Source organism: Brevibacterium sp. FAM 24630 (assembly GCF_049804075.1).
In the GTDB taxonomy this organism is placed as follows: Bacteria; Actinomycetota; Actinomycetes; order Actinomycetales; family Brevibacteriaceae; genus Brevibacterium.
On the sequence record NZ_JBNBZD010000011.1, the window covers coordinates 125,805 to 138,388 of the forward strand.

Sequence of the window (12,584 nt, forward strand, 5' to 3'; positions counted from 1 at the left end):
CGGCGCCCATGATCACAGAAGGTCACGGCGCACCCTATCCGTTCGAAGGAGAACCCATGAGTCACGAACCGACCATCCGACTGACGGTGGCCCAGGCCGTCGTCAAGTTCCTCAGCAGCCAGTACTCGGTCCTCGATGACGACCGTCAGCGGTTCATCCCGGCCGCGGCCGGCATCTTCGGCCACGGCAATGTGGCCGGCTTCAGCCAGGCGTTCTCGCAGTACGCCGACGATCTCCCGTTCATCCAGGGCCGCAACGAACAGTCGCTGGCTCACGCGGGAAGTGCTCTGGCCAAGGCCAGCGGCAGGCGGCAGACGCTCGCGGTCACCGCCTCCATCGGTCCCGGAGCGATGAACCTCGTCACCGCGGCTGCACTGGCGACGGTCAACCGCCTTCCGCTGTTCCTGCTGCCCGGCGACACCTACGCGACCAGGCGCCAGGGCCCCGTCCTCCAGGAGCTCGAGAACCCTCAGGACCCGAACCTCACCGTCAATGACTCATTCCGTCCCGTCTCTGCGTTCTTCGACCGGATCACCCGCCCCGAGCAGCTGATCACCGCGCTGCCCAAGGCCTTCCGCGTGCTCGCGAACCCCGCGGAGACCGGAGCCGTCGTGCTCTCCCTGCCCCAGGACATCCAGTCCCACGCCTACGACTTCCCCGTCAGCCTGTTCCGCGAGCGGGATTGGCCGATCCGTCGCACCATTCCGCAGCCCAGCGACATCGAACAGGCGGTCTCCGTCCTCGCCTCGGCGAAGAAGCCCCTGATCATCGCCGGCGGCGGTGTCCACTACTCCGAAGCCCGTGAGGCACTGGCCGCATTCGCCGAGTCCACCGGCATCCCTGTCGCCGAAACCTTCGGCGGCAAGGGCGCAGCACTCACCGACGCCGATTGGGTGCTCGGCGGCATCGGACTCGAGGGCAACCCCGCGACCAACCGCCTCGTCGCCCAGGCCGATGTCATCGTCAGCATCGGCACACGACTGACCGACTTCGCCACCGGATCGCAGACGATGTTCAAGAACCCCGATGTGCGCTTCGTCTCGATCAACATCGCAGAGCTCGACGCGATCAAGCAGGGAGCCGTCGCGATGCTCTCCGACGCGAAGCTGGGAATCGAAGCCCTGAGCCAGCAGCTCTCCGACTACTCGGTGCCCGGTGACTGGACCGCCGAGGTCGCCTCGCAGAAGGCCGAATGGGCTCCGCAGCGCAGCCAGGCACTCGACCCGGACACTGCCTTCGACAAACACGCACCGGAGCACGCGGCACTGGGAATCCCGGACACCGACGCGACCGTCACCCAGGGACAGCTCATCGGTCTGCTCCAGGAGCATGCACAGCCGGGCGACACACTCATCGCCGCCGCCGGTGGACCCCCGGGAGACCTGCTCAAGGTATGGGACGCCACCGATGACCGTCGCTGCCACCTCGAGTTCGGCTTCTCCTGCATGGGCTACGAGATCCCCGCCGGCATCGGAGTCCGGCTCGCGGACCCCGAGAGCACCGGCCGCGTCTCGGTCTTCATCGGCGACGGGACCTTCCTCATGAACCCGACCGAGATCCTCACCGCAGCGCAGGAGCACCTCGACATCACCTACGTGATCTCGGAGAACCACGGCTTCCAGGTCATCCGCCGCCTGCAGATGATGAAGTACGGAGAGCAGTTCGGCAACGACTTCCGCTACCGCGACGAAGAGGACACCGCCCGGCTCTCGGGCGACTACCTCCACGTCGACCTCGGCGAGATCGCCTCGGGCCTCGGCGCCAAGACCATCCGCGCCACGAGCGTCGACGAGATCCGGGCAGCGCTCAACGACACCCGCGACGTCCACGGACCCGTGGCCATCGTGGTGCCGACCATCCCGCTGGTCGACCTGCCCGGGTCCGGAGTCTTCTGGGATGTCGCACCCGCCGAGGTCGCCGAACAGGAATGGGTCTCCGGCCTGCGCGCCGATTACGAAAAGGGTCTGGAGGACCAGAAATGGCACGTGTGAACACATCGCCGACCCCGCTGGACAAGGGCGCGCTGGCCAGACGGATCCGTGCGGGCGAGACAACCATCGGCAGTTTCGCCGGTCTCGGCTCCACCATGGCCATCGAGGTCCTGGCCGCTGCCGGACTCGACTGGATCCTCGTCGACCTCGAACACGGCGGCGGAGACGAAGCATCGATCGGTGACGCGGCAGCGGCCGCCGGCGGATACGGGGCAGCCACCCTGGTGCGGGTGGAGATCCCGGACCGGATCAGGATCGGACGTGCCCTCGACGCCGGTGCCGCCGGAGTGATGCTCCCGCGAGTGAGCTCCGCCGCCGAGGTGGCCGAGATCATTCCGCACCTGCACTACCCACCGCTCGGAGACAGGGGAGTGGCCACCTACAACCGCTCCCTCCGCTGGGGAATGGACAAAGCGGGGCTGGAGACGAGCAACGACGAGGTGCTGACGATCGTTCAGATCGAGACAGCAGGCGCCCTCGCCGAGGTGGACGACATCGCCGCACTCGACGCCGTCGACGTCCTGTTCGTCGGGCCCCTGGATCTGTCGTATGCGCTCGGTGTGCCGCTCGACTTCAATGCGCCGGTCTTCCGCGACGCCCTCGACACGGTCGTCGCAGCTGCACGCAGACACGGAAAGTCGGCCGGAATCCTCAGTGCCGACTCAGCGGTCGCCACAACCCGAGCCGAACAGGGCTTCACCTTCCTGCCGGTCGGTTCGGATTCGACGCTGTTGGCTGACGCCGCTGCCGCGGTCGTGTCCACCCTGCGCGACTGACGCCGCAGAACATCGGGGCCAACCGCCCCACCATTGACTACTCAAGGAGCACCATGAGCAACAACCCCACGACCATCGGAGTCGGACTCATCAGCGTCGGCTGGATGGGGCAGCTCCACAGCCGCGCCTACTCCAACGTTCCCGTCGTCTACCCCGAGCTCGGCATCAGAACACGCCTGGTCATCGCCGCCGACACCAACGACGAGCGCGCCCAGTTCGCCCAGGACGTGCTGGGCTACGAGAATTCGACCAGCGACTACAACGACGTTCTCAACCACCCGGACGTCGACGTCGTCTCCGTCTGCGCACCGAACTTCCTTCATGAGGAGATCGGCACCGCCGTCGCCAAGGCCGGCAAATCACTGTGGATCGAGAAACCCGTCGGCCGCTCCGACGAAGAGACGGAATCCGTGGTCAACGCGGCCGATGCCGCGGAAGTCGTCACCGCTGTCGGCTTCAACTACCGCAACGCCCCGGCCATCGAATACGCGAGGAAGATCATCGCCGAAGGCAAGCTCGGACGCATCACGAACGTGCGGGGCGCATTCTTCGCCGACTACTCGGCCGAGCCGAACGGCGCTCTGTCCTGGCGTTTCATCCGCGGACTCGCCGGTTCCGGTGTCCTCGGAGACCTGCTCGGACACCTGACCGACCTCGCTCACTACGTCGTCGGACCGATCGACAAGGTCACCGGCGTGGCCAACACCGCCTACACCGAGCGCCCCAAGCAGCAGATGGGCAGCGGCACCCACTTCGACGTCGTCGAGGGCGGAGAGATGGCACCCGTCGAGAATGAAGACTACGCCGGACTGCTCGTCCACTTCGGCCCCGATGCTCAAGGAGCCGGCGCCGTCGGTTCGCTCGAAGCCTCACGGGTGTGCGTCGGGCCGCGCGCGGAGTACTCGCTCGAGGTCTACGGCACCGAGGGCTCACTGCGGTGGAACTTCGAACGGATGAACGAACTCGAACTGGCACTCGGACACAAGGGTCCTCATGTCGGGTTCACCCGTGTGATGGCCGGTCCGGACTTCGGCGACTTCTCGAAGTTCCAGCCGGGCGCCGGTACTTCGATGGGCTACGACGACCTCAAGGTCATCGAAGCGAAGAAGTTCCTGCTCGCCCATGTCGGCGAGGAATCCACCCACGCCGACGTCCATGACGCCCTCGCCGCCAACCGCGTCGTCTACGCGGGTGAGCGCGCGATCGCCACCGAGTCCTGGCAGACCGTCGAACAGGTCGAGGGCACCTCGGCATCGACACGGACCACGGACGACTCGAACAGGAAAGAGACTGTCGATGCCTGAGAAGACCACCGTCATCGGACTCGGACCGGTACCGAAGGACCTCGTCGAAGCAGAACTCGGACTCGGGGTCGACTTCGTCGAGAGCCCCGGAGCTGAGGACTACGCGAAGGCCGAGGGCGCAATCGTGCGCGCTGCCGTCAAGGTCGGCCCCGCAGAACTCGATTCGATGCCCAATCTCAAGGTCATCGCCCGCACCGGCGTCGGCGTCGACGACGTCGATGTCGAAGCCGCCACCGAACGTGGAATCCCCGTGGCGATCACCCCCGGTGTCAACTCGACTGCGGTGGCCGAGGGCGCGTTCGCTCACATGCTTCAGCTCGTGAAGTCACTGGCACCGCTCACGGAGATCGTTCGCTCCGGGGGATGGACGGAACGCACCAGTGTCCCGGTCGGCGATCTCGACGGAGCGAGTCTGGGCATCATCGGATTCGGCAACATCGGTCGGCGGGTGAAGGCGATCGCCGAGGCCTTCGGCATGAGCGTCCTCGCCTACGACCCCGTCGCCGAGGTGCCCGAAGCCAATAGGGTCGACACCGTCGACGAGATCCTGCGCGCATCGGACATCGTCACTCTGCACGTGCCGCTCCTCGAGAGCACCCACCACATGATCAACGCCCGCACAATCGATCTGATGAAGGACGGAGCGATCCTCATCAACACCAGCCGCGGAGGACTGGTCGACGAGGACGCGGCTCTGTCGGGACTCGAGTCCGGCAAACTCGGGGGCGTCGGACTCGACTCGTTCGAATCCGAGCCGCCTCGGCCGCACCCCCTGTACCAGCACCCCCGCACAGTGCTGACTCCTCATGTGATGGGGCTCAGCGCAAAAGCCAGCCATGCCACCTTCGTCGCCGCCGCCCGTGCCGTGGACGCCGTCCTCAAGGGCGGGCGCCCGGGCGCAGCGGTCAACGAAGTGGATTCGCCGGCTGCACCTGCAGCCGCAAGCAAAGGAGACCCAAGGTGAGCAACGTCAAAATCGCCGCGGCCCCCATCTCCTGGGGAGTCTGCGAAGTCCCTGACTGGGGATACCAGCTGAGCCCCGAACGGGTCCTCACCGAAATGCAGGAACTCGGCTTCGACGCTACAGAATTCGGCCCCGAGGGGTTCCTTCCCGACGACGCCGCAGGCAGGGCCGAAACCCTGAAGAAGCACTCGATGCAGGCCGTCGGAGGGTTCTACCCGGCCATCATCCACGACCCCGACCATGATCCGCTGCCTGGGATCGAGCGCGAACTGGAAGCCTACACCGCAGCCGGTGCGGATACCCTCGTCCTGGCAGCAGCAACGGGCGTCGACGGCTACGATGCCAAGCGGCCTGAACTCGACGAGGCCGGATGGAAGACCGTCTACCGCAACATCGACCGCATCCTCGAAGCCGCAAAAGCCCAGGGAGTCACCGTCAGCCTGCATTCGCATGTGGGAACCATGGTCGAAACCCAGGACGACGTCGACCACATTCTCAACGGCACCGACGTCGACTTCTGCTTCGACACCGGACACATGTTCATCGGCGGAGTGGACCCGGTCGAATTCGTGCAGAAGCACACGGGACGCATCTCCCACGCACACCTCAAGGATGTCGCGCTCGACCGTGCACGCAGTGTCCAGGCCGGCGAACAGACCTACTACGATGCCGTCGTCGACGGAATGTACCAGCCGCTCGGCCAGGGAGACATCGACATCGACACGATCGTCGGCACTCTCATCCGCGCCGGATTCGACGGCTGGTTCACCCTCGAACAGGACACCGTCGTCGCCGACGAACCGGCGCCCGGCTCCGGACCGATCGACCAGGCTCGCGCCAGCCTCAGCTATCTCAAGCAGATCATCGAGGAGAACCGATGAGCACACGGATCGGCGTCGTCGGCCTCGGCCGGATCGGACGGATGCACGCTCGCAACATCGCGCAGGAAGACGGGGTCGACGAGCTCGTGCTCATCGGCCGCACCGCAGGCAAGCTCGAAGACGCCAAAGCGCAGCTGCAGTCGGAGCTGGCCCCGGACGCGGGGCCGGACCTTCGAGGTGCTCACGCCCCCGCAGGTCCCGGCAACAGCCCGGTCATCAGCACGGTGCTGCTCACCGAGGACTGGACCGACGGACTCGACGGTGTCATCATCGCCAGTTCGACGCACACCCACCCCGATCTCGCTCGGACAGCACTGACCGCTGGCGTCCCCGTTCTCGTCGAGAAGCCGATCGGACTCAAGCTCGAAGAGACCGCTGCCCTGTCCGCGGAGTTCGAAGCGCTCGACGTGCCCATCATGGTCGCCTACCACCGCAGGTACGACGAAGGGTTTCAGACCCTCAGAGAACGGATCCACAGCGGTGAGATGGGAACCATCCGAGTCATCCACTCGGCCGGACATGATCACTTCCATGTCGATCCGGAATTCATCCCCACCTCGGGAGGGGTGTGGCGCGACCTGCTCATCCACGAGTTCGACACGATCCCCTGGCTCATGGGTGAGGCACCCGTGTCGATCTTCGCCTCGGGCGGGGTGCTCGACGAGCAGGCCTATGCGGACAGCGGCGACCTGGATACGGCCACAGCCGTGATCACCTTCGAATCGGGGGTGCAGGCGCTCATCAGCGGTGCCCGCAACATCGCCTCCGGCCAGGATGTCAACACCGTCGTCTACGGCAGCGATGCGGCGTTCGCAGCCGGCATCGACTCACACTCGCCGGTCACCTCGACCGAACCGGGAGTCGCCCCGCCGGAGTCGACATACGCCGACTTCATCGAACGGTTCGAACCGGCCTTCAGACGCGAAGTCCGACATTTCCTGGCCGTCATCAACGGCGATGCCACCTCGCTGACCCTGCCGTCCGACGGCATCGTCGCAGCGAAATTGGCGTTGGCAGCCGAGGAATCGGTGCGGCGCGGCCGACCCGTCCGATTGGACGAAATCACCGCGTGAGCGCTCAAGCCGCGACACCGCACAAACCCACATTGACTCAACGCGAATTTCGAACGAGGAGAGAAGTTCAATGACGAATGCACAACTGCGCATCGGTCTCATCGGGACCGGCCGCATCGGCAAAGTCCATGCCGTCAACATCGCGGCACTTCCCGAAACCACCCTGACCTGGGTGATCGACCCCTACGTCGCCGGAGCCGAAGCGATCGCTGAGGAAAACGGCGCCCGCGCAACAGGCGACCCCGACGAAGCCTTCGCTTCGGGCGAGCTCGATGCAGTGGTCATCGCCTCACCGACGTCGACCCACGCCGATCTCATCAAGAAGGCCATCGAAGCCGGCATCCCGGTGCTCTGCGAGAAGCCGATCGACCTCGACATCGCCCGCGTCGACGAACTGGCGCCACTGGTCGAGAATTCCGGCGTTCCCTTCGCCGTCGGTTTCAACCGCCGATTCGACCGTGACTTCTCACTCGCTCGAGAACGCCTCATCGCCGGTGAGGTCGGAGATCTCGAGCAGCTGTCGATCATCAGCCGCGACCCCGCCCCACCGAGCGTCGAGAACCTCCGGACGACCGGCGGCATGTTCCGAGACCAGACGATTCACGACTTCGATATGGCACGCTATTTCGCCCCTGACATCGTCGAGGTCTTCGCGACCGGCTCACAGCTGTTCGACGACGGAGCCAAGGAGACTTCCGACTTCGACACCGCGATGGTGACGATGAGGACCTCGACCGGGGTCCAGATCTCCATCACGAACTCACGGCACAGCGCGATCGGCTACGACCAGAGGATCGAGATCTTCGGCGGCCAGGGCATGCTCGAAGTCGGGAATGCGGGGACGAGTCTGGTCAGCTACTCGAACGCGACTGCGGTGAAGACCACCTCGCCCTATCAGCACTTCTTCCTCGAGCGATACTCCGACGCCTACGTCGAAGAGCTGCGCGAATTCTGTCAGCTCGTCCGTGGAGAGGAGTCACGCTGCTCGTCCTTCGCTGATGGCCGAGCAGCGCTGATCCTGGCCAATGCGGCCCAGACATCCGCGGCAGAAGGACGGGTCGTCCAGGTCGATCTGACCGCCTGACCCTGAACCCAACCCAATGCGGCAACGCATATCAGAGTGCAACGATGCATATTTGTTAGGAGACCATCGTGGTTGCCAATTCAACAGAGTCACCAATCGTCAAAGACTCAGCACTGCCGGTGATGCCCAAGACCGGAGCCCATCGCAAACGGATAGGACTCATCTCTATCGTTGCCTGCTTCGGAGGGCTTCTGTTCGGCTATGACACCGGTGTCATCAACGGGGCGCTGCGCCCCATGTCCGAAGAACTCGGGCTGACTGCAGTCAGCGAAGGCGTCGTGACGAGTTCGCTCGTCTTCGCTGCCGCTGTCGGCGCCGTGTCCTGCGGCAAGATCTGCGACATGGTCGGACGACGTCGAACGATCATAGTCCTGGCGATGTTGTTCTTCCTCGGCACGCTGGTTGCCGTCTTCGCCCCGAACGTGTCTGTGCTGGTCATCGGTCGGATCATGCTCGGGCTGGCCGTCGGCGGTGCCTCCATCGTCGTCCCGGTGTACCTGTCCGAACTCGCTCCACACGAGATCCGCGGATCCATCAGCGGACGAAACGAAGTCGCGATCGTCAGCGGACAGCTTGCCGCCTTCGTCGTCAATGCCATCATCGGCAACGTCTGGGGACATATCGACGGGATCTGGCGGGTCATGTTCGCCATCTGCGCAATACCCGCGGTCTGCCTGTTCATCGGCATGCTCCGGATGCCCGAATCGCCGAGGTGGCTGGTCGAACACAACCGCCACGACGAGGCTCTCGCTGTCCTGATGACGGTGCGCACCGAAGAGAGGGCACGTGCGGAGCTGGGATCCGTCGAAGAGGTGGCGGAGGCCTCAACCGGAGATCGTCGAGTCGGCTACCGGAAGTTCGTGTTCAACAAATGGCTGATCCGGATCGTGCTTGTCGGCATGGGCGTGGCGGTCTGTCAGCAGCTCACCGGAATCAACTCGATCATGTACTACGGGCAGATCGTCCTCATCCAGTCAGGGTTCGCCGCCAACGCCGCACTCATCGCGAACATCGCTCCCGGTGTCGTCGCTGTGTTGGGCGGACTCTTCGCCCTCTACATGATGGACCGTGTCGACCGACGCACGACCTTCATCACCGGTCTGTCCCTGACGACGACCTTCCACCTGCTCATCGGTCTGTGCTCCAAGTTCATGTCCGAGGACAACCCGCTGCGCGCATGGGTGATCCTCGCCCTCATCGTCGGATTCGTCGCCTCGATGCAGTCCTTCCTCAATGTCGCTGTGTGGGTCTGGCTGGCGGAGGTGTTCCCGCTGCCGATGCGCGGTGTGGGCATCGGAATCTCGCAGCTGTTCGGTTGGGGCATGAATGGTGCCATCGCTCTCGTGTTCCCATCGCTGGTGGCAGGGATCGGGATCTCCGGTGTCTTCTTCCTCTTCGCCGCAGTCGGAGTACTCGCCTTGATCTTCATTGCGACTCAGGTTCCCGAGACGCGGGGAATATCGTTGGAGAAGATGGAAGAGGGCATCGAATCGGGCCTGGCATACCGCTTCGGGGCATGGAAGAAGCTGCGTGACGAATGATGATCGAACCGGAACTGATAGCCACCTGCTGGACCAGCGCCGGCGACGCGGCTCCGATGCGCAGCAGCGAGCGGAGCCCGCTGGATCCGATCGAGCGGGTTCGTCAGATCGCCGCGACCGGCTGGATGGGGCTCGGCTTCGTCCTCGATGACCTGCGAGCCATCCGGGACACCATCGGCTACGACACTCTTGCCGACGAGATCACCGGATCCGGCCTGCAGCACGTCGAAGTCGAACTGTGCTCAGGATGGTGGAAGCACCCGAGCGAAGGTTGGCGCGGACACTGGGAAGAACTGCTCGAAGCCGCGCAGGCTCTCGACGCCGCCTTCATCAAGATCGGCACCGACAGCGCCCCCGCTCTCAAAGACGTCCGTCCTCTCGTCGCCCCTCTCAGGGACCTGGCAGAGGAAGCCGCCTCGTACGGGACCAAGGTCGCCCTCGAGCCTCTTCCCTTCGGCATGATCGCGTCGATGCCGCAGGGAGCCGAACTCATCTCCCAGGTCGACCACCCGGCGGCCGGTCTGATCGTCGACTACTGGCACGTGTTCCGGGCAGGCACCTCTTTGGACGAGCTGCGGGCCTGTCTGACCACGGACATGGTCTTCGGTGTCGAACTCTGTGATGCCCAGGAAGACGTCGTCGGATCGCTCTTCGAAGACACTCGCGACAATCGTGAGCTCATCGGAGACGGAGTCCAGGACGTCGCCGGCTTCATCCAGGCACTGCGCAGCATCGGATACGAGGGACCGTGGGGAGTGGAGATCCTGTCGGCGGCTCATCGCCGCCGGAGCCTGTCCGAGGCTCTGGACGCGGCACGACTCAGTGCCCTCTCGGCATTCGCATGAACGCGCCCATGCTCGAAGCCCAGCTTCCAGGAGCGCCGCTGTTTCAGGGCTCCTGGAAGGCTGCCTGTTCCCCGGCAGTCCGTGTGGTGGGTGTCACGTGGGGAATGGCGGGTTTGGATTTGCGTGGACGGGTTTGCCTGGTCTAGAGTTATATCTCGTTGCCCCGCCGGAAACACAGTCTGAAAGACAGGGTTTCCACCGGGCCTGACCAGGACAAACACGGTTTGTCACGGTGGTTGGGGATCGGGTGGGTGACGATAAATGAAACTGATGCCCCCAGTGAACACGCCCCTTTTTGTTGGGTTGTGGTGATGGGTGAGTGTTTGTGGTTTGAGAATCCAATAGCGTGTTTGTTTGAACAAGTTGTGATGCCAGAAACATTATTTTTCTGGTGAGACAATCACACGGTCGAACAGTCTGGTTCGCCTCCTTGAGGTGGGTGGTTCTTTGTTGAATCGTTCACTGGGGTGGCGGTTGGGGTGTTTGATCGTTTTTTTTGAAGCCGGCTGGTCACCCCGTGACTGGTTTGGCTGTCTTGCTGGGATTCATACGCAACATAATTTTTTTATGGAGAGTTTGATCCTGGCTCAGGACGAACGCTGGCTGCGTGCTTAACACATGCAAGTCGAACGCTGAAGCCGGGTGCTTGCACCTGGTGGATGAGTGGCGAACGGGTGAGTAACACGTGAGTAACCTGCCCCTGATTTCGGGATAAGCCTGGGAAACTGGGTCTAATACCGGATATGACCGTTCCACGCATGTGGGATGGTGGAAAGTTTTTCGATCGGGGATGGGCTCGCGGCCTATCAGCTTGTTGGTGGGGTAATGGCCTACCAAGGCGACGACGGGTAGCCGGCCTGAGAGGGCGACCGGCCACACTGGGACTGAGACACGGCCCAGACTCCTACGGGAGGCAGCAGTGGGGAATATTGCACAATGGGGGAAACCCTGATGCAGCGACGCAGCGTGCGGGATGACGGCCTTCGGGTTGTAAACCGCTTTCAGCAGGGAAGAAGCGAAAGTGACGGTACCTGCAGAAGAAGTACCGGCTAACTACGTGCCAGCAGCCGCGGTAATACGTAGGGTACGAGCGTTGTCCGGAATTATTGGGCGTAAAGAGCTCGTAGGTGGTTGGTCACGTCTGCTGTGGAAACGCAACGCTTAACGTTGCGCGGGCAGTGGGTACGGGCTGACTAGAGTGCAGTAGGGGAGTCTGGAATTCCTGGTGTAGCGGTGAAATGCGCAGATATCAGGAGGAACACCGGTGGCGAAGGCGGGACTCTGGGCTGTAACTGACACTGAGGAGCGAAAGCATGGGGAGCGAACAGGATTAGATACCCTGGTAGTCCATGCCGTAAACGTTGGGCACTAGGTGTGGGGGACATTCCACGTTCTCCGCGCCGTAGCTAACGCATTAAGTGCCCCGCCTGGGGAGTACGGTCGCAAGGCTAAAACTCAAAGGAATTGACGGGGGCCCGCACAAGCGGCGGAGCATGCGGATTAATTCGATGCAACGCGAAGAACCTTACCAAGGCTTGACATACACTGGACCGTTCTGGAAACAGTTCTTCTCTTTGGAGCTGGTGTACAGGTGGTGCATGGTTGTCGTCAGCTCGTGTCGTGAGATGTTGGGTTAAGTCCCGCAACGAGCGCAACCCTCGTTCTATGTTGCCAGCACGTGATGGTGGGAACTCATAGGAGACTGCCGGGGTCAACTCGGAGGAAGGTGGGGATGACGTCAAATCATCATGCCCTTTATGTCTTGGGCTTCACGCATGCTACAATGGCTGGTACAGAGAGAGGCGAACCCGTGAGGGTGAGCGAATCCCTTAAAGCCAGTCTCAGTTCGGATCGTAGTCTGCAATTCGACTACGTGAAGTCGGAGTCGCTAGTAATCGCAGATCAGCAACGCTGCGGTGAATACGTTCCCGGGCCTTGTACACACCGCCCGTCAAGTCACGAAAGTCGGTAACACCCGAAGCCGGTGGCCCAACCCTTAGGGGAGGGGGCCGTCTAAGGTGGGACTGGCAATTGGGACTAAGTCGTAACAAGGTAGCCGTACCGGAAGGTGCGGCTGGATCACCTCCTTTCTAAGGAGCACACATTCAGATCCCCACCGTCAGGA

At 63.2% G+C, this 12,584-nt stretch carries 9 protein-coding genes and 1 rRNA gene; all 10 read left to right on the forward strand.

Features of this window, described 5'->3' with window-relative positions; genetic code table 11:
• Window positions 1-56: 56 nt before the first annotated feature.
• The 10 genes from iolD (at window position 57) to ACPUD7_RS10460 (ending at window position 12,549) form a co-directional block, all read left to right on the forward strand.
• Window positions 57-1,991, forward strand: a complete 1,935-nt coding sequence (gene iolD / locus ACPUD7_RS10415) for a 3D-(3,5/4)-trihydroxycyclohexane-1,2-dione acylhydrolase (decyclizing) (RefSeq protein ID WP_425119842.1) — start codon at window positions 57-59, stop codon at window positions 1,989-1,991.
• Window positions 1,979-2,767 carry an HpcH/HpaI aldolase family protein gene (locus ACPUD7_RS10420; protein WP_425119843.1) on the forward strand — a complete coding sequence of 263 codons (789 nt, stop codon included), beginning with the start codon at window positions 1,979-1,981 and terminating at the stop codon, window positions 2,765-2,767. Before iolD ends, ACPUD7_RS10420 begins: the two co-directional genes overlap by 13 nt.
• A 53-nt stretch (window positions 2,768-2,820) precedes the next feature.
• On the forward strand, window positions 2,821-4,071 hold the full coding sequence (locus ACPUD7_RS10425) for a Gfo/Idh/MocA family protein (protein ID WP_135542503.1): 1,251 nt from the start codon (window positions 2,821-2,823) through the stop codon (window positions 4,069-4,071).
• A complete protein-coding gene (locus tag ACPUD7_RS10430) occupies window positions 4,064-5,035 on the forward strand; it encodes an NAD(P)-dependent oxidoreductase (RefSeq protein ID WP_425119844.1) in 972 nt (323 codons plus the stop codon). The genes ACPUD7_RS10425 and ACPUD7_RS10430 overlap by 8 nt, the downstream gene beginning before the upstream one ends.
• Window positions 5,032-5,916, forward strand: coding sequence for a sugar phosphate isomerase/epimerase family protein (locus tag ACPUD7_RS10435; RefSeq protein ID WP_425119845.1), 885 nt, complete (start codon window positions 5,032-5,034; stop codon window positions 5,914-5,916). The genes ACPUD7_RS10430 and ACPUD7_RS10435 overlap by 4 nt, the downstream gene beginning before the upstream one ends.
• Window positions 5,913-6,989, forward strand: coding sequence for a Gfo/Idh/MocA family protein (locus ACPUD7_RS10440; protein ID WP_425119846.1), 1,077 nt, complete (start codon window positions 5,913-5,915; stop codon window positions 6,987-6,989). Before ACPUD7_RS10435 ends, ACPUD7_RS10440 begins: the two co-directional genes overlap by 4 nt.
• A gap of 70 nt (window positions 6,990-7,059) precedes the next feature.
• Window positions 7,060-8,073, forward strand: coding sequence for an inositol 2-dehydrogenase (gene iolG, locus ACPUD7_RS10445; RefSeq protein ID WP_425119847.1), 1,014 nt, complete (start codon window positions 7,060-7,062; stop codon window positions 8,071-8,073).
• Between the two features lie 68 nt (window positions 8,074-8,141).
• Window positions 8,142-9,614 (forward strand): sugar porter family MFS transporter, encoded by a 1,473-nt coding sequence (locus ACPUD7_RS10450; RefSeq protein WP_425119848.1) that lies wholly within the window; start codon window positions 8,142-8,144, stop codon window positions 9,612-9,614.
• Window positions 9,611-10,459, forward strand: a complete 849-nt coding sequence (locus ACPUD7_RS10455) for a sugar phosphate isomerase/epimerase family protein (protein WP_425119849.1) — start codon at window positions 9,611-9,613, stop codon at window positions 10,457-10,459. Before ACPUD7_RS10450 ends, ACPUD7_RS10455 begins: the two co-directional genes overlap by 4 nt.
• 564 nt (window positions 10,460-11,023) lie before the next feature.
• A 16S ribosomal RNA gene (locus tag ACPUD7_RS10460) occupies window positions 11,024-12,549 on the forward strand.
• Window positions 12,550-12,584 lie beyond the last annotated feature (35 nt).

Coding starts and splice junctions, on each gene's coding strand:
- ACPUD7_RS10440 (WP_425119846.1), top strand. CDS start 5,913: ATGAGCACACGGATCGGCGTCGTCGGCCTCGGCCGGATCGGACGGATG.
- ACPUD7_RS10425 (WP_135542503.1), top strand. CDS start 2,821: ATGAGCAACAACCCCACGACCATCGGAGTCGGACTCATCAGCGTCGGC.
- iolG (WP_425119847.1), top strand. CDS start 7,060: ATGACGAATGCACAACTGCGCATCGGTCTCATCGGGACCGGCCGCATC.
- iolD (WP_425119842.1), top strand. CDS start 57: ATGAGTCACGAACCGACCATCCGACTGACGGTGGCCCAGGCCGTCGTC.
- ACPUD7_RS10455 (WP_425119849.1), top strand. CDS start 9,611: ATGATGATCGAACCGGAACTGATAGCCACCTGCTGGACCAGCGCCGGC.
- ACPUD7_RS10420 (WP_425119843.1), top strand. CDS start 1,979: ATGGCACGTGTGAACACATCGCCGACCCCGCTGGACAAGGGCGCGCTG.
- ACPUD7_RS10430 (WP_425119844.1), top strand. CDS start 4,064: ATGCCTGAGAAGACCACCGTCATCGGACTCGGACCGGTACCGAAGGAC.